Here is a 26,332-nt window from a genome sequence, read left to right as displayed (position 1 = left end):
TCAAAAAGCTGCATCACGCTCGTCACTACATAGTCAGCCATAGTATCCCTCTCTGTGTGTCTAGTGCTATCAGCGTATGTCATGTAGCACTACTAGTCAAGCCGAATGACACAAAAAAAGGGGGGGGGCGGTAAAACGATGCCCCCTTTCCCACGTGCGCGGCTAGACCACCACCGGCAAACGCGCCGCCAGCTCACGATCACGCTCAGCAGCAGCCCTCTGATACCGCATAGCAACCCCCACATCCCGATGCCCCCCACGCGCCATAATCTCCGCCACAGTCGCCCCCTGCTGCGCATACAACGTCAACCCAGACGCGCGCAGATCATGGAAGCGGACACGAGAATCGATTTTGGCCGCTTTTTTGGCCGCTGACCATGCGAGGTTGTGGCGAGTCTGTGACACGGGCGCGTCAGAGCGGAGCGACGAGGGGAAAACGAAAGAGCCTGCGCCCTCTCCTACGTGCGTGTTGAGGTGGTCTAGGATTATCGGCACAAGCGCCTCCGGTATCGACAAGTCCCGCGCGTCCCGGCCTTTCGTTGGGGTCAGGCGCGGCGGCTGCTCCTTCTGGTTCCACTGCCTCTCGATCCTCACCCTCGCCCGCGCCGGATCATCTAGGTCTATAAAATCGCCCCGCTGCAAGCCTAGGACCTCGCCCTGTCTCATCTCACACCACATGCCCAGATAAACGGTAAGTTGCAGGAGTGGCGGCATGGCATCGGCTAGCGCTTTTGCCTGCTGCGGAGTAATGAAACCGTGCCGGGGGGAGTCTGTTTTTACTGCGTGTCCCGCGCGTCGTTTTACTGGTGAAACCTCAAGGCCCCCCGCGCCCTCATCTAATGCGGCATTAAAAAGGCGGCGCACGATCGCGTACACCTTCTTTTCGTATGAGGTGGACTTTCTCGCCGCGCGTTTCAGTATTTTTTCTATATCAATGCTTGAAACGTCCCCAAGTCTCATATCGCCTATTATCGGTGTGACCGCGACTCTTACGGTTGAGAGGTATTCGCGGTATGTGCCCATGCTTTTTATGCCCTCAAGAGCCTCTGAGTGGATGTTTTCAAGCCATTGGTCTACCCATGCTGACACGGTGAGAGTTTTTGCTTCCTCTGCGGCCTGTGCTGCGCGTGCGGCTTCACGTTTGGCGCGTCTTTGGCTAGCGCTTACGAAAGCTCCTGTCACTTTTTGGCCCCGCGCGATATCAAGCGCGGCTTTAGCGTCCCGAAGCGTCGCATACTTGCCGACGAACTCCTGCCTACCCTCAACTGTGATGCGCACCCTATACATGCCTTTATACATGCTGATCCCGGTTGGGAGTTTCCCGACCATAACGCCCCCCTTTTTTCGGTCCTAATCTGGTCCTAAATTGGTCCTAAAAATTAGGACCAACTAGACCCTTTTAGGGTACATTACGGCATTTACTTTTGTTAAACGACACCGACTTTTCCTTGCAATACCAACGAAAAACCCCGTGATCTCAACGAAATCACGGGGCGATTGCGGAGACGGCGGGATTTGAACCCGCGAGGGGCGTGAACCCCTACCTCCTTAGCAGGGAGGCGCACTCGACCGGACTATGCGACGTCTCCTTAATGCCTATAGCCTATCGGTTTCAGGACAAACATGCGAATCAGTCCGAAATAACATCCACCACATCATTGCAGGTTGCGCATACCTGCCCTCACAACATTTCAATGCGTACAGCTACGTATTCTCAACACCTATAACCGTAGCTCTGGGCACAGAGATTCAATCATCACAGATGTGCCGTTACGTTTCTGTACTGAGCACATTTAGCCATTGCTCCACTCAGCTCATGGCTTTAACAGGTAGCGGATGTGCGAGGTTTCTTACTGCAAGCAAGACAAGGATAAGCAGTGTTCACTCGCATAGTGAGTACATCGCATGATAAACAGTGGGGCCAAGAAAACTTGACCCCACTGCCTATGTCACCTTATTCAGTTGTACATGGTGTTCACTTGGTTGAACCGTAACGACGACGAATCATCATCACAGCAGCACCCATCAGGCCAGTCAGAATAAATCCAAACAGCAGGCCTGTGGGAACACCCGTGTGGCTCAGCTTGCCATGATGAGGCAGCTTGCCGCCTTGATGTGGTGCAGCATTTCGACGCAAGGAATCTGCACTACTCTCATTACTTTGTCCGCTGGCAGCACCATTGTTTTCAGGCTGTACAGGCGGGTACTTGGAACGTGAGTCATTCAATACTCGACCCTTATCAAGTGCGTCTTTCACTTGATCGACTGTCGCTGCTCGATCAATTTGATCTTTCAGCTCAGTTTTCTCAGGTTCCGTCAGATTCGGCAAAGCATCAATTGCAGCTTTTGCTCCTTCTTTATCCACACCAATAAGGGCGTTATCGTTTCGGTCACGCATTTCCTTCAGGATTTCCGCGATTTCTTCCGCAGAAGTGGCGGCATTAATCCGATCAGCAGCCTCAGTTTTTTCCTTATCACTAAGGTTCGGCAAAGTATTCACGGAACTAATCGCGTCATTCTTTGCAGCACCAAGACCGTCAGCTTGTGGATTACGGCCGTCATTTAGATCCCGAGAAGTATGAACAATTTCCTTGATTTCTTCAGGGTTCTTCGCGGCATCCACACTGGCTTTTGCGTCTTGTTTTTCTTTCTCAGTGAGGTTCGGTAGGGCCTCGATTTCGTCTTTCGCGTCATTCTTCACGTTGTCCAAGACTTTGCCGTCATTGAGGGTGCGAGCTTTATCCACAGCGGCTTTTACCTCGTCGGTATTCGTCGCTCCTTCAATTTCGCTCTTAGCGGCACCCTTTTCTTCCGGTGTCAGATTCTGCAAAGCGTCGATTGCTTTCTTTGCTTCCTCTTTGATCTGAGGAAGGTCAGAATTAGCAGGAACTTTAGAGTCGTTCAAAGTCCGCGCGCCTTCCACGGCAGTATGAACATCCTCAACGCTCCCCGCCGCATCAACCGCAGCCTTAGCGTTCTCCTTCTCCTCATTCGTCAGATTCGGAAGATGAGTGATCTCATCCTTCGCTTTCTGTTTAGCCTCATCAAGAGCCTTACCAGCAGTCTTGGAGTCGTTCAAAGTCCGCGCGCTATCCACGGCAGTATGAACATCCTCAACGCTCCCCGCCGCATCAACCGCAGCCTTAGCGTTCTCCTTCTCCTCATTCGTCAGATTCGGAAGATGAGTGATCTCATCCTTCGCTTTCTGCTTAGGCTCATCAAGAGCCTTACCAGCAGTCTTGGAGTCATTCAAAGTACGAGCATCATCAAGGGTTTTCCGGATAGCGCCAAGATCAGTGGCCTGATCGATCGCTGCTTTAGCGTTTTCTTTCTCCTCATCCGTCAGGTTCGGGAGTTTGCTGATTTCGTCCTTTGCCTTGGCTTTGGCTTGGGTCAGCAGCTTCTCGTCATCAATCGTGTTACGTGAATCATTGAGGTCACGGGCATCGTTGAGGCTCTCATCGACCTTAGCTGTGGAGGTAGCTTTGTCAATGTGATCCTTAAATTCAGCTTTTTCCTCATCTGACAGGTTCTTCAGCGCATCAACCTCAGCTTTAGCTGCTTCCTTATGGTTTTCTGAGGATGGTTGTGCGCCAGTTGTTTCGTCCTGTTTCTTCGCGTTATTGACGATGTCCTCGATTTCGCCGCGAGTTTCGGCTTTATCGATATCTTCCTTTACTTTATTGCGATCGCTTTCAGGAAGATTGGTGAGCTTGCCAATTTGTTCCTTCGCTTTTTCGCGTTCCTCGTCGGTCGGCTTTTCACCGCGCAACTGAGTATTCGCTTCCTCAGCTTCCTTGATGATACGGGTAATTTCATCATGGCTATTCGAGGCGTTGATTCGCTCGATGTACTTATCTTTTTCAGATTGAGGCAACAGGCTCAGATCATTCACCTTTTGAGTTGCGTCCTTACGAATATTATCCAGACCATTCAAAGCATCTTTAGCTTCATTGATTGCTGTGATAGCAGCTTCAATTTCTGCCGAAGTAGCATTTGGGTTCTTCAGTAGGTTTTCCCCAGCTGCAACAGCTTCCTCGTAGGCCTGTTTTTTCTCAGGATCAGCGTATGTGAAATTATCTGATTTACGAACCGATGGTGCTTGTGCGGTGGCTTCTATGAGCTTGGCACGTGACACTACGCCATTTACTTCGTCAATGGTCTGCGCCTTATTGATGTCATCTTTTAAGGTTTCTTTGTCAGATTCTCCGACAGTTGGCAGATCAGTGATATGAGCATTGGCTTCTTCCTTTGCCTTATCAAGGTTTTCTTTGTCTTTACTGTCAGCTTCGTTTACAGCAGCGGTAATCGTGTCGTTATCTAAAGCCTCGTCAATCTTTTCTTCGATTGCCTTTTTGTCTTTCTCGCTCAGATTCGGCTTGGCTTCAACGTGAGCTTTAGCAACGATCTTGTCGATTTCTCTCTCACCTGCGGCGCGCGCATCATCAATCTGACCTAATAGGTATACAATGCCTTCCCTTCGCAGATTTGCTTTGGCTTTTGCTGCGGCCTCATCAATTTCGCTTTCAAAAGCCTTCTTTTGGTCGGGTGTTAAACCTTCCAAAGCATTGATGGTTTCTTTTGCTGCAGTAGCCTTTTCGTCAATCGCTTTCAGGGCATGTACTCGGGTGGAAGCTGATTCTGCGTCGAAAACATCCCCGCGAATACTATTCAAACCATCATCGCGAGCAAGATTTTCGTTCACACGAGCGAGAACATCCTCGGGAATGTCAGTCAATCCCTCAATAACTTTGCGAGCAAGATTGCGGAAAGATTCGATAACCTCTGCTTTATTTGCTTTTGTCGCAATATCATTTTTTGCTGCTTCTTTAGCGGAATCATCAAGAACTGGCAATGACTCAATAAGCGTCTTGGCTATTTCTTTGAAAATTGCTAATTCCCCAGCAACTGTCGTAGCTTCCAGTTCATGTGCAGCAGCAGTCTCGATGTCAGCTTTTTTCTCGGCTGCCAACTCAGCAATTGCTTTTAATGCACGTTCTTGCAACTTCGATTTTTCTGGATCTCTCATCCATTCATCGAGTTGTTGACCGATGATAATTTCAGCAGAACCTGCCGCAGCAGCGATCCTGATTTTCGCTGGTTCACGATCAATGGCGAGTATGCCCGCATCACGTGCAGCATTCACTTTATCTGTGCTGCCAGTTTCGCTCTTGTTAATCTCAGCTTTTGCAGCAGTTGCTTTGTCAGCAATTGCTTGAATAGCATGAGCGCGCTCATCTGCGGAGATGTGACCCATCGCTTTTTCTACTTTTGCTGTGTCCTCGGCAGCTTTCGCATCAATTTCAGCTTGAGCACGAGCCTTATCGATTGCAAGTTTTGCTTCGGTTACAGCAGTATTAATTGCGTTTTCGGTGGAATTTGGGTCATTGATTACCCTGAGCGCCTGGTCGCGGACAGCTTTAATCGCATCATCATATGCCTGTTTTGCTTCAGGAGTAAGTCCCGCAGGCTTGCTTTGAGCAGCATGATTCACCGTGTCCAACGCATGATCGGCGTAGGTATTCACATCTGTCCGCGCGTTATTTCGAGAGTTATCGGAAGCAGCATCAACCAGGGCTGCCCGTCGAGCAGCTAGGTTCTCTGTTGCCGCATTGATAGCAGTCACTTGATCGGCAACTTCTTGATCGCTGGCTGACACGTTATCGCGGACTGTTTCACCGGCGCTCTTAGCGGTTTGAGCGGCTTGCTCTTTTTCCCTGTAGGCAGCGACAGAGTCCTGTGTTTTGCCTGCAACTGTCGCAGGATTAGCTGCGTGAGCAAGTTCTTCTTGCAGTCGCCTCAGGGCCTCGTTCAGAGCAGCTTTATCTGCTTCAACACCGTCGAGTGCAGTACGCGCATTTTCAGTTTTAATGCGGGCGGCATCAATCGTCGGTTGTGTCGCATTTGGATCAGCTTGGACGGCTTTTGCTTCAGCAAGCGCATTATCGTAAGCGGTTTTCTTTGCTGAATCCGCACGAATGTACTTCACATCAGCTTTAGTGGCGTTTTCCTTGGTGATTTCGCCATTCAGAGCAGTCTTATCTGGTTGCACACCATCTAAAGATTCACGTGCAGTAACTAATGCGTTTAGGGCATCATTTACTTCACTTTGCGTGGCAGAACCATTGTTTAGGACGCGATTTGCTTCCGCTAGATCAACGTCGTACTTCTGCTTTGGTGTGTCCGTGCCAAAAATGTAAGCGGGGGAAGCTTTTACATCGTTGCTCTTACCCACTTCAGTTCGCAGAGCATCCTTATTCACTGCGGGAGTCACATCATCAACACCGTCGAGTTCACGAGCTGCTGTTGATAGACGTTCAATAAGACGTTCCACGTCACCGGTGTCTAATGCATTCTGATCGCCTGTCGCATCGGATGGGGTTACAGCTTTGGCTTGGTCAAGAGCTTCATCAAATGATGTTTTCTTGTCCTGAGCGGCATTGGTGTAGGCGGGGGTATTCTTTTTGGCTTCCGCGCGAGTTTGTGCTTCTTTCAAGCGTCCCATAGCGGTATTCAGCGTTTCAGCTTCGCCAAGGATATTCCCCAGTTCTGCAGCACTGTCGGCAATAATGGTTTCAGAACCGTCAGTATTGGTGTATTTAATTCGTGAGATCAACGAGTCTTTTTGAGCTCGGTTGAGGTGCTCGTAATTGTTGATTTTGTTGATCGCGTCGTTGATTCGCTCAGTGTTTTCTGCGCGGAAAACAATATTGTCAAGCTCATCAGTTCTCTTAGCTGCCTCTATTTCAGCGAGGAATTTATCTTTTTCTGATTGCGGCAGGTTGGTTGCGTTCACGCGGTCACGTGCGCTTTGTTTTGCAGCTTCTGCTTTTGCTTTTTCCAGTTCAGCGTAGGCGTTAGCAGCACTGGTTGCAGCATCGACATTGCGCAAGAATTCTGCTTCTTTGTCGGCAGGTAGATTAAGTTCACGTATACCGGCTTTTGCTTTGTTTTTCGCGTCTTCAAGGCGGGCAGCTTGAACTTGTTCTTCTACGCCTGCAGCATCACCAGCTTGGTCAATCAGCGGCTTGTATTTGTCTTGAATTGCTTGGTCAAGGTCAGCAAGGTTCTCTTTTGCTTTTTGCTTAAGAGCGGTAAGATCATCAGCTTTTGCCTGATTAACTATCCGGTCAATATCTGCTTGAGTATGCGTTGGATAGGTTAAAGCATCAATTGCAGCCAGAGCGTTTTTCTTTGCTTCTGGGCTTAGATTGCGTAAAGCGTTGATGTCTTCTCGGGCTTTTTGTTTTGCTTTTTCAAAAGCAGCTCTAGCGGCTTCCTTTTCTGCGTTCTTTTTGATTGCTTTATCGATAGCTGCATTGATTTTGTCTCGCGTGTCAGCGTTTTGAATCTCAGTGTTGAACTCCTCTTTTTCACTTGGAGTTAACAGGGGCTGAGAGTTCACTGTCGCTTTGGCTTTGTCACGTTCTTCTTGACTGATCGGAGCTTCAGTGGGTGTCGTACCAGCGTCAGTCAGTTCAACAAGGTCACTCAGAGGAATATTCAAATAATATGCATCGGGATACCACCTATCCCTAATGGTTAATGTTGATCTGGAATCTTTGAGCTGGTTATTGGAGTATGGACCTGCACCTGTCCCCACTCGGAAACTCGTCGGAGCTGGGCTGTTTGGTGGATATAAGTTAACCATGTCGCCATTAGGTTCGTTGCACTTCATAAAAGCTTGACGAATTTCTGTGCGGATCTTTTCCGCTTGTCCTTCGGATTGACCATTTGTACGGCCGAGTACTAAATCTCCATCGCTCGTTGTGTAGCGCAGTTTAGGTTGGGGTACCTTGACTGTCCAGAATTGGCCGCTATTGTCTTTTTTCCGTAGAGGGGTGCATGTTCGCTCCACAGTATTGTTATCCGGTGGAGTGACTACGGGTTCAGGTTTCCTTTCACGAACTAGGGAGGACCCTGCTATGACATCGGTTGTATCATCCGCGTATGTCACGGTGGTTGTACCGTTGTCATCGGTCGTCACGGTTTTGATGATTCCGTTCGTGATGAGGTCACTGTTGGCTTGTTTTACCTTATTTTCAACCGTGGTCTTTTCGTTACTGCTGAGGTTATTCGCGTGTTCAACCTCAGTCATTTCAGGAAGTTTTGGCTCATTGACAGTGTTCAACGGAGCTGGATCACCGGGAGTAACTGACCATTTGCCGTACTGCATATTCCATGATTTGAAGCGCTGGTTGATACCACCGAGAATAGGTGCGTCTAAGTTCTTGTCTTTAACTTCAGCGGCGTAGCGAATGTTCACGGTACGACTGCCTGCACTGTATCGTGTGACGTAGATGCTACGGCTCTTGTCTCGAATCGCCAGCAGCGTATTCTTTGTATTACCGGCATTATCGTAGTTACCTAAACCGGCCATTTTGTTAAATTCGGCGTCAAAATCGCTGCCGCCGGAGTCAGATTCGCCGGTTCGCTCATTGATGCGTCCATGCCCTGTATCACGGGTCCGTACCCAGCGTCCACGGCCGGATGATTTCCATGCATTGAGTTTTTCCCAGCCCTCATAAACCTTCCACTCATCATTGTCAGTTTGAGTTTGGATTTTGTAGGGCTCATTAAGGGCAGTAGGAACGGTGAACCAGAAGAATGGGCTGCCACCCCACCGTTCATGCGCCATGTTGAATGAGTAGGCTACACAGGCCACATCTTTTGTTACGACTGTTCCTGCGGGCACGCACCAATCTAAGTTTTGTGGTGAGGTTTCGCCTTTTCGGATGTAGTAAATATCGCCGGTAACGTAGTTTCGAATCAGGTTATCGGTACTTGCCTTGTAGTTATACGCATATTGGCCATCGTTGTACTCACCTGCAGCTTGAGCTTGTGGAGTACCGATAAGCACTGTTCCACCAAAAATCAGTGCGACCGCTAAAAAGATACCGGTAGCGCTCTGACCTATATGTTTAAGTCGGCTTTGCGACTTTACAACAGTTCTACTCATACGTTTACCTGTTCTCGTAAGAATCTTCATAACATCAAAAATGTCGAAGCAAGGACATACAAAACAGAATGCAGCATATATCTCGTACCCCCCCCCCCCGCACTAATCGGATTTGACCTTTTATTTAGCAGGGGTGGGTATAAATTGAGGTATTTTTCATGAGCATTTGGTGAAACAAGTACCGTCGTTGTAAAAGTTCGGAGGCTGAAAAAAATATAGGACCTTAGACATATGCCTTATATTTCGGGGCTTTCAGTCAAAATCATTTAAGTTTCAAAAACACAATATTCGCATTATCAAAGCGCGCGCGTTTTCCTTCTAAGCATTGCTTGTCTAAAATTTTTAGACAAAAATTAGAAGAAAAAGTCTCATAATCTGAGATCTGTTGAGCTTCTTTTCTGGCTCTATTACAGGCATTCAGAGGATTTTTTTAATGTTTTGAAAAAAGATTCTTTGTCTAAATAGGGGATAATGCCCGCCTGAAGCAAGAAATAACTCTACCCCTCCTGGGTGATACGTACTGCTCGGTAGTTTCCAGCGCTTGCAGGTTAATAACTCCACCTCCCCTGGGTAATACCCTCCCCCAGCACCATCAGCATCTTCAGCCAGCACCACTCGACGACCATGAGAATCAACCGAAAACTATTCACAACACGCTGCAATAGACACATTTTGAGTATGACCTTCACGCTTTGGCCAATAGGCCTTACTTCACCCACCCACATCGCGTATCAAAACAATAAAAACCCCGTGATCTCAACGAAATCACGGGGTGTGCTGCGGAGAGCGAGGGATTCGAACCCCCGGTGCCATTGCTGACACAACGGTTTTCAAGACCGTCACCTTCGGCCACTCGGTCAGCTCTCCTGACTCACCCATTCTAACCGAATATCCGCTCTCATCAAATACACACCCATGCGGAACAGCACACAAATGCACTCTTGCGTCCTATGCGCGTACTTCAAAGCCGCACAAAAACACTAAGAGACATGCAGGGGACCTCCACTCAATCTCAAAACCAAAGCCAACAACGTGCGCCTCAATGCAACACTCGCACACACGCCTTCACACACCGCCCACTGCAAATGACTGGTATCAATCGGCACACCTTCATAATCCACTGTCGTATCAAAACCAGATAAACCATCATGACGAGGCCTCACATATCCACAACAAATACACGGCCTTTCGTCCTTTTTCTCCTCCGCATTTCGTCGCTCACCCCGATATAAGGCCATCCTTCATCCCTCAATACGGGCATAACCCCCCTCAGCCTGACCCAGCATGACACACTGTTACTTATGCATGAAAGAGCTGGCACAGTTGCACTTCCGGATGACCTTATTGACGTTAATGAAGTCACTTCCGCCTACTACGACATCGAACCAGACCCTGCACATCCTGGGCAACAAGTCGTTTTCGGAACATCTGGACACCGAGGCTCATCTTTAGATGGCGCTTTCAATGAGGCACACATTGTTGCCACAACTGCCGCAATTATTGAATACCGTGCCGCACAAGGCATTGACGGTCCTCTATTTATCGGACGAGACACTCACGCGCTTTCTGAACCCGCATGGCGTACCGCTTTAGAAGTCCTTGCCGCCGCTGGCGTTCACGTCAACATTGACTCACGCGGTTCATACACGCCAACTCCCGCCGTATCCGTCGCTATTTTGTGCGCAAATGGCGCCCCCGGCCCCGTCCGAACCACAGGTAGCGGACTTGCTGATGGCATCGTGGTTACGCCCTCACATAATCCTCCACGTGACGGCGGATTCAAATACAACCCCCCTCATGGTGGGCCAGCAGATTCCGACGCGACCGGCTGGATTGCTTCTCGGGCAAATGAAATCCTGTCAGCTGGATGGCAGTCAGTTCCTCGCATTACCGGGTCGGCGCTTTTTGAACACCCGTGCATTCACGCATACGACTATTTAGATAACTACGTCAGCCAGCTTGAACAAGTGATCGACATTGACGCTATCCGTAAAGCCGGGGTTCGTATTGGCGCGGACCCACTTGGCGGCGCCTCGGTTGATTATTGGGCGGCAATTGGTGAACGATACGGGCTGGAATTAACGGTCGTTAACCCGTCAGTTGACCCATCATGGCCGTTCATGACTTTGGACTGGGATGGCAAGATCCGCATGGACTGTTCTTCGCCTTATGCGATGGCTTCTTTGCGTCACATCATGACTCCTGACGATCAAGAACGAACACCCTATGACATTGCCACAGGTAATGACGCAGATTCTGACCGTCATGGCATTGTCACAGCGGATGGGTTAATGAATCCAAATCATTACCTCGCTGTCGCTATTGAGTATTTAATGACTCATCGCCCCCAGTGGCCAGCAAATGCGGCAGTTGGTAAAACCTTGGTGTCCTCATCGTTGATTGATCGTGTTGTTGCTTCTTTAGGGCGCACGCTGATTGAGGTTCCTGTGGGCTTTAAGTACTTTGTCCCAGGATTATTGGATGGCTCTGTTGGTTTCGGTGGTGAAGAATCTGCTGGAGCGTCTTTCTTACGTAAAGATGGCAGCGTATGGTCCACTGATAAAGACGGTATTATCTTGGCTTTGCTGGCTTCAGAAATCCTTGCTGTCACAGGTAAAACACCTTCCCAGTTACATGAGGAACAGGTTGCACGTTTTGGTGCTTCCACATATGCGCGCATTGACGCAGCTGCTTCACGTGAAGAAAAAGCAAAACTAGCAGCTTTAGATCCCTGTGATGTGAGCGCAACAGAGCTTGCTGGGGATCCGATCACAGCTAAATTAGTGCGCGCCCCCGGTAATGATGCGTCTATTGGTGGCCTTAAAGTGACAACTGACTTTGCATGGTTTGCAGCGCGGCCATCGGGAACTGAGGACGTGTACAAGATTTATGCTGAGTCATTCCGCTCAGATGAGCATTTACATCAGGTTCAAGAAGCCGCAAAAGCGCTTGTGTCACAGGCATTAGGGCAAGGCTGAATATCTGAGGAGGAATCTGGGCACGAGCACGTTAATTGACTGAAACAAGAACAGTTTAAGTCACACGCACACTGCCGCTTTTTCTTAATCACACGCCCTCTGTACCGGTCCTCACATTGACTGATACAGAGGGTTCATCATGTACTGCAACTTACAAGCGAATACAGGGTGTTCCGCAGGAAGTTCATGCAGTTTTCTCGCACTCTCCACAGTCCTTACACGCAGCACAAACGCAAGCGCCACGCACATCACATCATGTACTCACATCAGCACAGTATCGCAATAACAGTGCGAGAAAAAACACGCACTCATACGAAGCCATGCCAGTGCCTTCCACATAGGATGTTTATATATGTTTTCAGCGTATTCGCAGATATTAAAAATCCCCGGAGCGGCACGTTTTAGCCTAGCTGGGGCAGTTTTACGTACCCCCATGTCAATGATGGGGATTTCTACTATTTTGTCCGTTAAAGCAATTTATGGAAATTACACGATTGCAGGCCTCCTCACAGCATCAAGTATTGTCGCCGCCGCAATAACGGCTCCGATCTTGGCCCGTCTCGTTGATCAACATGGGCAACTACGCACAATGGGACCTTCCCTCACTGTTTGCGGCATATCCGTCATCGCCCTTATTACCTGTTTTTTCTTGGCAGCGCCTCTGTGGGTTGTTTTCATTTTCAGTATCATCAGCGGAGCAACATCAGGGTCGCCTGGAGCTTTAGTACGCTCACGATGGCTGAAAGTCACGGCGTCTTCACCAACGCACTTGCCAACCGCCTACGCCCTCGAATCAGCAATTGATGAGCTGATTTACATTGTTGGACCAATCTTGGCAACAATATTAGGCGCGTCAATCCATCCCACAACAGGTTTGGTTTTATCTGCACTATGCACATCGGTCGGCGGTTACGCTTTCCTGTCGCAACGCAGTACAGAACCCACACCTATGACACACACAGATGAGCACACCTCGGCCCCATCGGTGCTACGTGACCCTGCTGTTATTGTCCTTGTGCTGACTTATATAGGTGCGGGCGCTCTTTTTGGAGCAAACGATGTTTCTGTCATTGCATTCGCTGAAGAACAAGGGGCACCAGCCTACTCAGGTATATTGCTGGCAGTTTTCGCTTTAGGTTCACTATGCGCTGCTTTGATCTACGGGTCACGCACATGGTTGCACCCTCTGTGGAAATTATTCGCTGTAGGTGTTTTCGCACTTGCCTTGGGTGTGACCACTTTCCTTTGTGCGAATAACCTGTGGGTTCTTGGCACAGTTATGCTCATCAGTGGCCTTACTTGTGCGCCGACACTGACAAATGTCAACATGATTATTACCAAGATTGTGCGCCCTCAGCAGCTCACTGAAGGGCTTGCGTGGATGAGCACATCTTTGACTTTAGGCGTCTCTTTAGGTTCTGCCGTCGCCGGACCGGCAATTGATTCATCGTCGTCTTATGGTGGCTTTATTGTGATGGTGATTTTTGCGTGGATCATGGTTGCAGTCATGCTTGCAGGTTTGTCACGCCTACGCCGCGGGGTCGAAAAACCTGCTATGCACCCCTCAGATCTCCTCGACGCTTGATGCGTCACGACTTACTCATCGTCTGCGAGCCGACAGGGCCTACACAATATAACTCATGAAATGTCGCTCATACGATTTTGACGTGAATATCAACAGATAACATCTGTCATACATCAACATGCGCTGGACTACCATGGTGACTAGAATCAACCATCCGACACGTTATAACGATCCATACTACGAGGTTCCACGTGAGAGCAGATCTTCTCATTGATGACGAAACCCCCTCACCCCTGCTTTCTTTCATTAACTACATGGGTGAGTCATGTTCATCTGCCATTGCTCACGCACTCATTCCTCTAGGGTTCCGCACAGGTGTCGTAGGTTTTGGCGGGCAAGGCAGCACGCAGCAGGCACGTATCCTTGGCCGAGTCATTATGGACCGTACAGACGACCAGCGGCTCTGGTTGAAAAACAAACGCGGATGGCGTCAATTCTTTGACGCACAAGTTCCCCGACAACCCGTTATCGTTACCGTTGGTCGCACCCGCACCATGACATATGCGGATCGCGGAGGCTACATTGACCTCGTGATTCACAACCACGGACTCACACCCGGTTGGCATACTGCATGGATTCAGGTTCTCCACCCTCAGGATATGAAAAATCTGAGCGCACGCCCCCAAGGTATGCGTACAGGAAAAATACGTGCACGTCACCCCGTCCCTATTGCTTTGCGTATCATCGGCCCTGACGAAAAAATCGGTGTTATCTCTGACATTGATGATACTGTGATGGTTTCGATGGTTCCTCGCGTGTTGATCGCAGCGAAACACTCTTTTATTGACCATGTATCTGAACGTGAAGCGGTGCCTGGTATGCCAGAGCTACTGCGTGCATTGACTTTGGGTTTTTCTGGAAATCCAAAGGCTGTACATCCCCCCGTTTTATACCTGTCCACAGGTGCGTGGAATGTTCTGCCTACTGTGCGTGACTTTTTAGAACGTGCTGGATACCCGCACGGGGGATTCTTGATGACAGATTTTGGCCCATCCAATACCGGCTGGTTCCGTTCAGGTCCAGAACATAAACGCCGTGAATTACGCCGTCTTGCCGCAGAATATCCGCATATGAAATGGTTCCTTGTTGGTGATGATGGGCAACGCGATCCAGAAATCTACGCAGAATTTGCCCGTGAGCATCCCACTAATGTTGCTGGTATAGTGATTCGTTCACTCTCTCACTTTGAACAGTTCATGTCACATTATTCTTTTGAATCAATGGTCCCGCAGGCTCTAAAAAACGTGCCTGACAGCATTCCTGTGTGGTTTGGTCGGGACGGTTTTGATTTGCTACGTGAGGTGTCCACTCATTCAAGCCATCGCATGTGATTCTTTTTATAACCCGATGAATGAGGGCGAAATATTTTTACCTATGTCACATGATCCGTGTTACTCGACATTCATCATATTCACTGTGACATGTACGAACCCTACCCTACTCCATACCAAGGACAGGCCTAAAGTCGCACAAAATCAATGTTTCTTTCATTAATAGCAGACATTTTCGAAAGGAATTTATCAAATCTTTGCAATGTGATGTTATCGCTTTGCGATATTCTGTTATCTCTTTGCAATCATCAGATAATGGACAAGAAAAAGGCAGATTCTACTGCTCATTTACACTCAACAATGTACGCAGGATATCTCGAAACCGAGATGACCTTTCCTCAATACAGGAGACATACATGAAATTCAAGAGAATGTGGATTGCAGTTCCCGCTGCACTTGCTCTTGCACTTACCGCTTGCTCCGGCGGCACTTCTTCAAATACTGCAGCCAGTGGCGAAACAGCCGGGGATTCAACTCGACTCATCAAAGCATGGTCTGGCGAACCGCAGAACCCACTCATTCCAGCAAATACGAATGAAGTGAACGGGGCAAAAATCATTAACCAGGTCATGGCTGGTTTGGTTTACTACGACCTCACAGGTAAAACCAAGATGGATGTCGCTGAGTCCATCACCTCTGACGATGACACCCTGTGGACCGTTAAGTTGCAAAAGGACCGCAAATTCTCTGACGGCACACCTGTAAAAGCTCATAACTTCGTTGACGCATGGAAGATGGGCGCAAAGGAAGCGATGCTTTCTGCCAGCTTCTACGCTGATATTGAAGGTGCCGACGATGAAGGTAACGGTGACCTCACTGGCCTTAACGTTGTCGATGACTACACTTTCACCATCAAACTCAAGCAACCAGTTTCCGACTGGCCTGACCGTATGGGTTATGCCGCTTACTTCCCGTTGGCAGATTCCACACTCACAGACCCTGAAGCCGGTGGCGAAAAGCCCGTAGGCAACGGCCCATACATGCTTGAATCATGGACTCACCAAGTGGGCGCGAAGCTACTTCCAAACCCACACTACGTCGGTGACAACAAGCCGAAGAATAATGGTATTGACTTGGTGTTCTACACCTCTCTTGACGCTGCCTATCAGGATCTATCCGCTAATAACCTGGACATCTTGGATGCCATTCCGGATTCAGCATTCACCAGCTACATGCAAGACCTCCAAAACCGTGGCTTGAATCAGCCATCCGCTGTATTCCAAGCATTCACCATTGGTGGTCTTGACCACTTCACCGGCGAAGAAGGTAAACTCCGTCGCCAAGCTATCTCCATGGCAATCAACCGTGAAGAAATCACTGAAGCAATCTTTGCTGGTACACGTACACCTGCTAAAGACTTCACCTCTCCGGTTGTTGATGGTTTCAATGACAAGATCCCCGGTAACGAGGTCCTCAAGTACAACCCTGAAAAGGCAAAGGAACTGTGGGCAAAGGCTGACGCCATTTCACCGTGGTCCGGCTCTTTCAAGATTGCTTACAAGTCTGACGGTGGCCACCAAGCATGGGTTGATGCAGTCGCCAACCAACTCAAGAACACCTTAGGAATTGACGCTGGAGGCAATCCCTACGCTGACTTCAAGTCATTCCGTAGCGATGTCACTAAGCGCTTAATCACCACAGCTTTCCGCGCAGGCTGGCAAGCTGACTACCCAGGGCAGTACAACTTCTTAGCTCCGTTGTACGGAACCGGTGGTAGCGCAAATGACGGCGACTACTCCAACCCTGAAGTTGACGCTCTGCTGAAGCAAGTGTTCGCAGGCTCACACGAGGATTCCATCAAGACCCTCGAAAAGATCCAGCAGATCCTCTTTACAGAGCTTCCATCCATTCCGTTGTGGTACGCGAATACAACCTCAGGTTGGTCAGCTAATGTCGAGAACGTGAAATTCAAGTGGGACGGTGTACCGGACTACGTGAATATCACCGTGAAGTGACATATGACCACCAAAATCGTCATGAATAAATAATTCGTGGTGATTACTTCAAAGGTGTGGTGAGCATGGCAACATGTTCGCCACACCTTTATTTTCACTTCATGTTTCGATATGTAGAAGATTCTTTTACAGCCGCATACATAATCAAATATCAATCGCACACAAAATTTGTGGAGCAATGCCCAAAAAATCACGGGAAAAGAGGATTTTCTCTCCTCAATAGTGTGGCTCATGCCATTTAATGTGCCGTTTGCGCAATTTTTACCCTATGCTATCCACGTGTGCTTTAAGTAAACTCACTTACACACGCCGACCTCGTACTAGGTCGAAATCGACAGCACATTCAGCGGAGGATTCTGCTGAATTCCCCATCCCGAAGGACTTGTCCATGGCGCGCTACATCGGACGGAGGCTCCTACAGACCATTCCGGTCTTTTTCGGAGCAACGTTTCTGATCTTCGCAATGGTCTACCTGATGCCAGGTGACCCCGTTGCTGCCCTTGGTGGCGATAAAGGCCTCTCTGAGGCCGCTACTGCCCGAATCAAAGCAGAACATAACCTCGACAAACCCTTCTGGCTACAGTACCTGCTGTACCTCAAAGGCGTTTTCACCCTTGATTTTGGTAAAACATTCTCCGGTCAAGACGTCATATCGGTGATGGCACAAGCCTTCCCCGTTACCTTGCGTTTAGCGATCTACGCGCTGCTCATCGAAGCGATTCTTGGTATCGCCCTAGGCGTGATCGCAGGTATGCGACGCGGCGGCATTTTTGACTCCACCGTGCTTGTCCTCTCACTGTTGGTCATTTCTGTACCAACATTCGTTATCGGCTTCGTCATGCAGTTCATATTCGGCGCGAAACTCGGCTGGTTCCCCACAACGGTCACATCATCGGTTTCCGTTTATTCACTCACAATGCCAGCCATCGTTCTAGGCGCTGTTTCCCTAGCCTACGTCCTACGCTTGACACGTCAATCTATCTCTGAAAACGTCACCGCAGATTATGTGCGCACCGCACGCGCAAAAGGACTCCCTAACGGTCAGGTCATGCGTCGCCACATTCTGCGCAACTCCTTGATCCCTGTTGCAACATTCCTTGGCGGTGATTTAGGTTCCCTGATGGGCGGAGCAATCATCACCGAAGGTATCTTTAATATTAAAGGCGTAGGTGGAACCCTATGGATCGCCATTACTAAAGGTGAGCCTTCCACAGTTGTCTCTGTGACAACGCTGCTTGTCCTCGTATATATCCTCGCCAACTTGCTTGTTGACCTGTTATACGCCGTGCTTGACCCAAGGATCCGCTATGAGTGACCACATTCCCTCCGCGAATATCGCACGTACACGTGCTGGACAAAAGCACTACGTTTCCGACATTGATGAAACAGGCCTCGGCGCAGTTGATGCCGTAGCAGATGAATCAGCCCCTTCATCTATGTGGGGTGAAGCTTGGAAGAGCCTACGCAAGAGGCCCCTGTTCTGGCTGTCATCCATCATCATTTTCTTTGCTATCATGATTTCGCTGTTCCCGCAGCTATTCACAAGTCTTGATCCGCAATTCTGCGAACTTGGAAATTCATTAAAACCAGCTACTTCAGGACACTTTTTCGGTTTTAACCGTCAAGGATGCGACATCTACGCACGAGTAATCTACGGTGCTCGCGCCTCGGTCACCGTCGGAGTTTTCACCACAATCCTCGTCGTCATTATCGGTGCTACTTTCGGCGCACTCGCAGGTTTCTTTGGCGGCTGGCTTGATTCGCTGCTCAGCCGCATTACAGACATATTCTTTGCAATTCCACTGCTGTTGGCCGCTATCGTCGTCATGCAAATGTTCAAAGAACACCGCAACGTGTGGATGGTCATATGCGTCCTCGCGGCTTTCGGTTGGACACAGATTGCCCGCATCACTCGCGGCGCTGTCCTATCAGCAAAGAACGAAGAATACGTGACTGCAGCCAAGGCCACTGGCGCTTCAAAAGCGCGTATCCTGCTCAGCCACATCCTGCCTAACTGCATGGCCCCAATCATCGTGTACGCCACAATTGCTTTGGGTACTTTCATTGTTGCTGAGGCTTCCCTGTCCTTCATGGGTATCGGTCTGCCATCATCAGCCGTGTCATGGGGTGTTGACATTTCACAAGCCCAGCAATCCCTACGCACACAACCAATGGTTTTGTTCTACCCTGCATTAGCTTTGGCGCTCACTGTTTTGAGCTTCATCATGATGGGTGACGCTGTACGCGAAGCCCTTGACCCGAAGGCGCGGAAGAAGTGAACGAGCATATGAATGACACTCCCCTCAACGATGACGCATTAGAAGCAGCCGTCACACGTACCGTCCTTGGCGAAAACGCTGAGGCAACCTCAGCACATGAGGAAACAGGCGACATTCATCCTGATGATGCGCAACCCCTGCTGAAAATCACAGACCTTGAAGTCACATTCACAACATCAACAGGTGTTGTCCCCGCTGTTCGTGGCGCTAACCTTGTCATCTACCCTGGCCAAACCGTCGCAATCGTCGGTGAATCAGGTTCCGGAAAATCAACAACCGCTGCCGCTGTTATCGGCCTTTTGCCCGGCACAGGCAAAATCACAGGCGGTTCCATCGAATTTGACGGAAAAGACATCACAAGTCTCAGCCAGAAAGAATGGGAATCCCTGCGTGGTTCAGGTATCGGGTTAGTTCCTCAGGACCCCATGACAAACCTGAATCCTGTACTCCGCATCGGTAAGCAAGTCAGTGAATCACTGGTCGCTAACCACGTGGTATCAAAAAGCGAAGTCGGCCGCAGAGTCTCAGAACTCCTCGCTGAAGCTGGCCTACCTGACGCTGAACGACGCGCAAAACAATACCCCCATGAATTTTCTGGCGGTATGCGACAGCGTGTACTTATTGCCATTGGCATGGCTGCACGTCCAAAACTTCTGATTGCAGACGAACCTACCTCTGCTTTAGATGTCACCGTCCAACGTCGTATTCTGGATCACTTGGAAACCCTCACAAAGGACTTAGGAACAGCGGTCCTATTCATCACCCATGACCTCGGTTTAGCGGCTGAACGCGCCGAACAACTGGTTGTGATGCACCGTGGACGTATCGTGGAGTCTGGTCCCGCATTAGAGATTTTGCAGCACCCACAGCATCCGTACACGAAACGTCTGGTTTCCGCTGCCCCGTCCTTAGCATCAGCCCGTATTGAATCAGCTCATGCGCAAGGAATCTCTGTCACTGAGGAAGAACTCACCGGTTCTGGTCTGGGTTCCAGTTCCACCGAAGAAATTATCCGCGTTGAAAACCTCACCAAAGTTTTCGACGTTCGTGGTTCAAAAGGTGAAGCCAAGAAACTCATTGCAGTTGATGACGTGTCATTTGCGTTGCGTCGCGGAACAACCCTTGCCGTGGTCGGTGAATCAGGTTCAGGTAAATCAACTGCTGCGAACATGATTTTGCAGCTGTTTAAGCCTACTTCCGGCAAAATCTACTTTGACGGGCAAGATACCTCGCAGATGAGCGAAAAAGAACTTTTCGCTCTGCGTCGTCGGCTGCAGGCCGTATTCCAGAACCCTTACGGGTCACTGGATCCCATGTATTCGATTTTCCGTGTCATCGAAGAACCTCTGCGGGTCCACAAGTACGGGACCTTAGATTATGCACGCCAAGAAGTCGCGCGTGCTGAAAGCACAAATCGTAAGCCAGCTGAGTGGGCACAGATCCTCGTGGAAGCCGCAAACTCAGGTCGTCAGCTCACATCCCAAGAAAAACGTGATTTGGACCCACGACGTATCCGTGTACGTCGCGTTCAAGAGCTGCTGGACTTGGTTGCTTTGCCTCGTTCTGTTATGCGTCGCTATCCGAATGAACTTTCAGGTGGTCAACGTCAGCGTGTCGCTGTAGCCCGCGCTTTGGCATTAAGCCCTGAAGTTGTTATTTTGGATGAGGCAGTATCTGCATTGGATGTTCTGGTACAAAACCAGATCCTTTATCTGCTTAACGACCTGCAAGCGCAACTTGGTTTGTCTTACCTGTTCATCACGCATGACTTGGCTGTGGTTCGCCAGATCGCTGATGATGTCGTCGTCATGGAACATGGAAAACTGGTTGAAGCTGCAAGTTCCGATGATCTTTTTGCTCACCCGGTTCAAAACTACACGCGGGAACTTATTGACGCGGTTCCTGGACGTAAAATTCAGCTCAACCTCTGAGAGCTTACATCCAGTGCGGTTTGCGGAAGTTATCGAGAGTGTACTCCCGCAAACCGCACTGCTGTATCATCTGCGTATCGCCCTCACATGAGGACTCATCGTGTTCACGTCAAAACACGCCAATCGGCGTATTGCCACGGCTTATCTTCACGCACGTACGTATCGTCATACGCAGCCCACACATCCCACCATGGGCGAAAGACTTCACCGTCACGTGTTATCGCACGTTCTTTGCGGCAAGCTGCCCCTTGCTTCGCTTCCACCCAAATTACCCTGTCAGCATACTGAGCTGTTCGGGCTGTCACTATCGCGCACCCTTCAACGATGAGCGGTTGTAAAGGATTCAGTAAGCGAACAGCATCAGCTAGCTGCCTATCCCAATTCCACGTGTAATGTCCCAAACAGTTTCCCCGAGGTGCTGACATCAATAGTGGCGCTGACATCAATAAAGGCTGGCCGTGCGAACGAAAAGGTTGATGTGTTCCTGTGAGCATATGTTCAAGTGTTGCGCCACCAGATTCAAAGCCATGCCACCCGGGATACCAGTCATCTGCTCGAAGCACCTGTGCGTGTACTCCTGCCATACGCATCCCTTGGTATAAAGTATTCGTTAGCGTTGTTTTTCCAGCACCGGATTGACCTGAAATCAAAATCAACGGACGCAACCAACGTCCTTTTTTGCATCTGCCACGTACACGTTTCCCTCGCTGATGAATAGCAACAGAAAGGACATCACGTAAAACAGGGGCCGGCAGCAAAGACCCATCCCATTGATACTCAATCACCAACAACCACCGGGCATTGCCTCACATCAATAGAAATAACAACAGAACTTCCCACACTCAACACGTGTTGGGATTGCTGGGGCTGCGAAATATCAGTACCGGAAACCTGCGCCGATATGCAAAGGCCTTCTGTTTCACTGCGCAACGGATTTTCCGTGCGAATAACGACATCACCTACACGTACTTCGCTGAGGAAATATCCCCGAGCAGTGCGTACAGATAACACAACCCCCTGAATATACACTGTATCTTCTGTGAGATTACGTGTCGCCTGAGATAAAATTTCACGTATATCTGCGTGGGAAATACATACTTCTGCGCCTTCACACGTATCGGCCAGTCCGACAATTCGACATGCCACAGGCGATAAAGCCCGCCAATATGTGGGCTGTGAATCAGAAATATCCCCTGTGCCCTTATGAGAGCGCGAAGTACTCTCAGCCGCATGATGCTGAGGCAGTGCGTGAGGGAACAAAGGAATATGCGGGCCGTACCCAAGGAATTCCGCAACATCTTTACGATCAGGATTTGCCCATAATTGAGCCGGAGGTTTATAGGCAATAACCTGTCCCTCGCGCATAACCGCCACATAATCAGCAAGCGCAAATGCCTCATCCTGATCGTGCGTGACGTACACGCCTGTACTGTGTGTTTCACGAAGAATACGACGAATATCTGCGCATAAGTGTTCACGCAAAGCACGATCAAGAGCTGACAATGGCTCATCCAGCAAGATCACTTGCGGCTGAGGAGCTAAAGAACGTGCCAGGGCAACACGTTGCGCTTGCCCACCCGACAGGGTTGAAATTTGCCTGTGAGCATACTGTTCCATACCGACAATACGTAGAACTTCCAACACACGTTCCCTGCGTTGTTCTCGTGTCATATGTCGTAATCCGTAGGCCACATTTCCAGCAACATTACGGTGAGGAAATAGTTGCCCGTCTTGAAACATTACGCCAAATCCTCGACGATGTACCGGCACATTGACGACACTGCGGCCCTGCCAGTAAATATCACCTGTTGCCACGGGTTCAAGACCTGCGATAGCCCGCAAAAGGGATGATTTTCCTGAACCTGAAGCTCCAACGAGCGCGACAATACACCCTGCTGGAACTGTTATACTCACATGGTCAACAGCTGTTAGCGAACCATAACGTACACTCACCGACTCAAGGACAAGTCCTTCTGTTTCCCCTGCCGTATCATGAGAATCCACCAAGCCAAAAGATTCATTTCCTGATGAGGCGGCACAAATACGTGAAGTGAACACTTGAGTATCTGCTGTTTTTTCAGGCATCTGATTGGATGGGTGGGACATCACATACCTCCGGTTGTGTCAGGACGAGCGTGTTCCACGCAGACCATCATGGTTGCAGCCACCACAGCAAGTAATACCGCTGCGGCGAGCGCTACCCCTTGTTCAGCAGCGCTTGGACGAGAAATCAGGCGGTAAATGATGACCGGCAAAGTTGGGTGAGTTGGGCGCGCTAAGAATGCGGTCGCACCAAATTCACCAAGTGATGTTGCGCAAGCAAAACCTGCGGCGACTGCGCCTGCTCGAAGCACATACGACCCATCAATGGTGAACATTGCGCGTAAGGGAGTGGCCCCTAAAGTTGCTGCAGCTTCACGCAGACGCGGATCAATTGCTCGTAAAACTGGGGCGATCACTCGTACAACAAGAGGAATTGCTACCACTGCTTGCGCTATGGGAATCAAGAGGGGCCATGAACGTAAATCAAATGGTGGTTGCATGAGCGTCACAAGGAAACCAAAACCTACTGTCACAGCAGACACACCCAAGGGGAGCATGAAAAAGGATTCCACCATATGCATGGCTGCGCGTCCCCCTGCAAAGCGTGGCTGACGGGTAATGGCTAAAGACACCATCACACCGATGATGAGGGCGATACTTGCTGCTTGAATAGCGATAAGAACAGAATGTCCAAGTGCTTCGAGGGCGCTCACGCGGATTGCCGGTGAGACATCTGCTGATCCTAAATCCAACCAGTTTGCCCACGTGAACTGTCCGTTTCGTTGAAAAGAACGCCATATGAGGGCAAGAAGCGGGCTTAAAAGAAGGCCACCTATAACGAGGGCAGTAATTACGAAAGGCGCGAGGTCACCTCGTGTTATTGAGTGTTCAACGGGAGCTGTACGTAACGCGAGTGCGCGTTCACCTTTTTTACGTGCGTAGCCTGCCGTAATCAAAGCAGCAGTGATAACAACAAGTTGAACAACAGATAAAACGGCCGCGCTACGTAAGTCAAGGAAAGCGGTAGTGAGGATATAGATTTCAGATTCGATGGTCGATAAATCTGAGCCGCCGAGGATGAGGACAATTCCGAAAGCTGTCGCACAAAATAGAAAAACCACGCAAGCCACAGAAGCGATTGCTGGAAGTATGCACGGCAATGTTACTGTCAACCAGATGCGTGCGGGTCGGGCACCAAGTGTGTGAGCAGCTTGAACCATACGCGGGTCAAGTCGTGACCATACTGCACCTACTGTGCGTACAACCAGTGAATAGTTGAAAAAAACCATTGCAGCGATAACTGAGGCTACACTCCCATCCACATGTAAAAATTCTAACCAGCCGCCTCTGGCGACAAGGGAACGGAAAGCAACACCAACCACAACACTCGGCAGCACGAAAGGAACCGCGACGATTGCTCGCGCAATGGCACGCCCTGGGAAACGACAGCAGTAAAGAATGTACGCACCGGGGATTCCAAGAAGGAGTGAAAGCACGGTCGCACACGTTGCCATACCAAGGGTCAGGCCGATGATCCGTAGTGTGCGTGGGCGTGAAAAAACTTCAGAGAATCCACTGAGGTCGTAGGCACCTGCCTGGTCGATAAATCCTCGGGCGATAAGGGTCGCTGCTGGCCAGGCAAAAAAGATCAGCAGAAAAATAAGCGGAATGGCTATGAAAACACCCAGAATAGTAACGTGGAGTAAAGAAAAAGACAGGCGCGGCGTGCGGGTGAGTGTCTTTATGTGGGATGTGATCTGTTCCCATGTCATGACGTTTTCACCTGCCGCCTGCTCCTGTCCTTTACCTGTTTTCTTCACTGATTCTGTGCGTGTTTTACGCAGCTTTTATTAGCCTTGCACAGCGTCTTGCCACATGCGTAACCATTCTTCAGCATGAGCAGCAATGTCTTGAGCTGGGATGACAACAGGTTTTTCTGATAGCGCGCCAAATTTCACGAGATCTGCGGGCGCATGTGCTTCACTCACTGTTGGATGCATGTATGTGACGGCCGAAATTGCTTCTTGAACTTTCGGTGTGAGCATAAATGCTAAGAATTTTGCGGCGGCATCTGCATCTTTAGTGCCTTTGAGGACACCTGCGTATTCCACCTGTCGGTAGCAGGTTGCGGGTAAGGAAGCTGTTGTCGTGTCGTTACCATCTTTTGTTACCGAGAAAGCAGGGGAAGAACCATAGGACACCATCATCGGGTAAGGGCCAGCTCCTTCGCCTGCAGAGTAGTCAACAGCGAAAGCATCTGACCAGCCTTGCGTTACTTTCATTCCGTTATTTTTTAATGATTTCCAGTATTGAATCCAGCTTTCTTGGCCGTAGTGGGCGATTGTTGCCAGCATGAAAGCCATACCTGGGGTTGAAGTTGCAGGGCTCATTGCTACCAGCATGTCTTTGTATTCGGGGGAGGCGAGGTCCTCAAAGGTTTGTGGCGGGGTGAGTCCTTTATCTGCGAACCATTTTTTGTCAAGATTGACGCATACATCACCTTCATCAATGGGGATCAGACCGTTTTCACCTGTGAAATTCAAGGTTTTATCCGGTGATTGGACCGTGGTAGGAGCAATCACATCTTTCCCGGCTAAACGGTAGGACACGGTGTTGTCTAGCCCGTACACGACATCTCCCAGCGGCGCGTCTTTTGATAGGACCAGTTGGTTTGCTAGTGCGCCGCCGTCACCTACCGCATGAATTGTGACGTTAATACCTGTTTCTTTAGCAAATTCATCAAGTAATTCTTGAGGGAAATCGAATGAGTCATGTGAGACAACAACGATAGATCGTTTTCCGCTTACTTGATCTGCGGTCGCAGATTGGGCTGATTGGTGCGCACCACCTGTAGATGTGGAACAGCCGGCGAGGGCCAGCAGTGCCGTTGCGAGTACTGCTCCTGTGGCGCTTAATTGGTATGCGCGATACCTGAATGTGTTTTTCATTGAGAATTCCTCCTCTGCATAAGCGGGAGGGGTTCAGTCACACGAATATGACCAGAGATTGCGACTTCCTACGCCGGTACTAACCGGTTCAGGTGTAAGGGTCTGCGTTCGCACTCTCAGCTCCCTACCAATGCTGGTGGGTGCTCCCCTGTCTTGCTCTTTGAGTCTAGCAAGTCCCTACACAGACTCATAGCCTGTTCATCCAATTACAGATGTGTCATATGGCGCAGATAATCATTCAGGCCCTTTTCTAGGCTTTCCTTATCTGTACAGCTATTCACCATCAAGTAAGAAGGTAAGGAAGCGCGCCCACAGATTCTGCT

The 26,332-nt window shown here is 49.6% G+C and carries 13 protein-coding genes, 2 tRNA genes and 1 riboswitch; of the genes, 7 read left to right on the top strand and 8 right to left on the bottom strand.

The genetic code is table 11. The annotated features are described in order from the left end of the window. Positions 1 to 162: 162 nt before the first annotated feature. The 4 genes from LRP54_RS06695 to LRP54_RS06680 form a co-directional block, all read right to left on the bottom strand. Entirely contained in the window at positions 163 to 1,329 is a 1,167-nt protein-coding gene (locus LRP54_RS06695) for a tyrosine-type recombinase/integrase (protein WP_231235450.1), read from the bottom strand. Positions 1,330 to 1,500: 171 nt separating this feature from the next. Further along, a tRNA-Ser gene (locus LRP54_RS06690) sits at positions 1,501 to 1,589 on the bottom strand. Between the two features lie 386 nt (positions 1,590 to 1,975). Beyond that, entirely contained in the window at positions 1,976 to 8,959 is a 6,984-nt protein-coding gene (locus LRP54_RS06685; protein WP_231235449.1) for a hypothetical protein, read from the bottom strand. 780 nt (positions 8,960 to 9,739) lie between these two features. Then, a tRNA-Ser gene (locus LRP54_RS06680) sits at positions 9,740 to 9,826 on the bottom strand. Positions 9,827 to 10,260: 434 nt separating this feature from the next. Between LRP54_RS06680 and pgm the strand changes: the two genes are divergently transcribed. The 7 genes from pgm (at position 10,261) to LRP54_RS06645 (ending at position 21,018) form a co-directional block, all read left to right on the top strand. Beyond that, positions 10,261 to 11,937 (top strand): phosphoglucomutase (alpha-D-glucose-1,6-bisphosphate-dependent), encoded by a 1,677-nt coding sequence (pgm, locus tag LRP54_RS06675; protein ID WP_231235448.1) that lies wholly within the window; start codon positions 10,261 to 10,263, stop codon positions 11,935 to 11,937. Positions 11,938 to 12,289: 352 nt separating this feature from the next. After that, entirely contained in the window at positions 12,290 to 13,522 is a 1,233-nt protein-coding gene (locus LRP54_RS06670) for an MFS transporter (protein ID WP_231235447.1), read from the top strand. 191 nt (positions 13,523 to 13,713) lie between these two features. Continuing rightward, positions 13,714 to 14,853, top strand: coding sequence for an App1 family protein (locus LRP54_RS06665; protein ID WP_231235446.1), 1,140 nt, complete (start codon positions 13,714 to 13,716; stop codon positions 14,851 to 14,853). A gap of 356 nt (positions 14,854 to 15,209) precedes the next feature. Continuing rightward, on the top strand, positions 15,210 to 16,808 hold the full coding sequence (locus tag LRP54_RS06660) for a peptide ABC transporter substrate-binding protein (RefSeq protein ID WP_231235445.1): 1,599 nt from the start codon (positions 15,210 to 15,212) through the stop codon (positions 16,806 to 16,808). Positions 16,809 to 17,196: 388 nt separating this feature from the next. Continuing rightward, a complete protein-coding gene (locus LRP54_RS06655; protein ID WP_231235444.1) occupies positions 17,197 to 18,123 on the top strand; it encodes an ABC transporter permease in 927 nt (308 codons plus the stop codon). Continuing rightward, on the top strand, positions 18,116 to 19,087 hold the full coding sequence (locus tag LRP54_RS06650; RefSeq protein WP_231235443.1) for an ABC transporter permease: 972 nt from the start codon (positions 18,116 to 18,118) through the stop codon (positions 19,085 to 19,087). Before LRP54_RS06655 ends, LRP54_RS06650 begins: the two co-directional genes overlap by 8 nt. Positions 19,088 to 19,095: 8 nt before the next feature. Next, on the top strand, positions 19,096 to 21,018 hold the full coding sequence (locus tag LRP54_RS06645; protein ID WP_231235442.1) for a dipeptide ABC transporter ATP-binding protein: 1,923 nt from the start codon (positions 19,096 to 19,098) through the stop codon (positions 21,016 to 21,018). Between the two features lie 104 nt (positions 21,019 to 21,122). Here the strand turns inward: LRP54_RS06645 and LRP54_RS06640 are convergent, their stop codons facing one another. Genes LRP54_RS06640 through LRP54_RS06625 form a run of 4 tightly spaced genes read right to left on the bottom strand, consistent with a single transcriptional unit; the run spans position 21,123 to position 26,009 of the window. Then, on the bottom strand, positions 21,123 to 21,803 hold the full coding sequence (locus tag LRP54_RS06640; RefSeq protein ID WP_231235441.1) for a hypothetical protein: 681 nt from the start codon (positions 21,801 to 21,803) through the stop codon (positions 21,123 to 21,125). After that, positions 21,796 to 23,124 (bottom strand): ABC transporter ATP-binding protein, encoded by a 1,329-nt coding sequence (locus tag LRP54_RS06635; protein WP_231235440.1) that lies wholly within the window; start codon positions 23,122 to 23,124, stop codon positions 21,796 to 21,798. The genes LRP54_RS06640 and LRP54_RS06635 overlap by 8 nt, the downstream gene beginning before the upstream one ends. Further along, entirely contained in the window at positions 23,124 to 24,881 is a 1,758-nt protein-coding gene (locus tag LRP54_RS06630) for an ABC transporter permease (protein ID WP_231235439.1), read from the bottom strand. Before LRP54_RS06630 ends, LRP54_RS06635 begins: the two co-directional genes overlap by 1 nt. A gap of 30 nt (positions 24,882 to 24,911) precedes the next feature. Then, positions 24,912 to 26,009 (bottom strand): thiamine ABC transporter substrate-binding protein, encoded by a 1,098-nt coding sequence (locus tag LRP54_RS06625; RefSeq protein ID WP_231235438.1) that lies wholly within the window; start codon positions 26,007 to 26,009, stop codon positions 24,912 to 24,914. A gap of 48 nt (positions 26,010 to 26,057) precedes the next feature. Continuing rightward, a riboswitch (TPP riboswitch) is annotated at positions 26,058 to 26,169 on the bottom strand. Positions 26,170 to 26,332 lie beyond the last annotated feature (163 nt).

The sequence above is a fragment of the Schaalia sp. lx-100 genome (assembly GCF_021083625.1).
In the GTDB taxonomy this organism is placed as follows: Bacteria; Actinomycetota; Actinomycetes; order Actinomycetales; family Actinomycetaceae; genus Pauljensenia.
The sequence above is the reverse complement of the archived record's forward strand: the minus strand, read 5'-3'. Positions and strand labels throughout refer to the sequence as shown.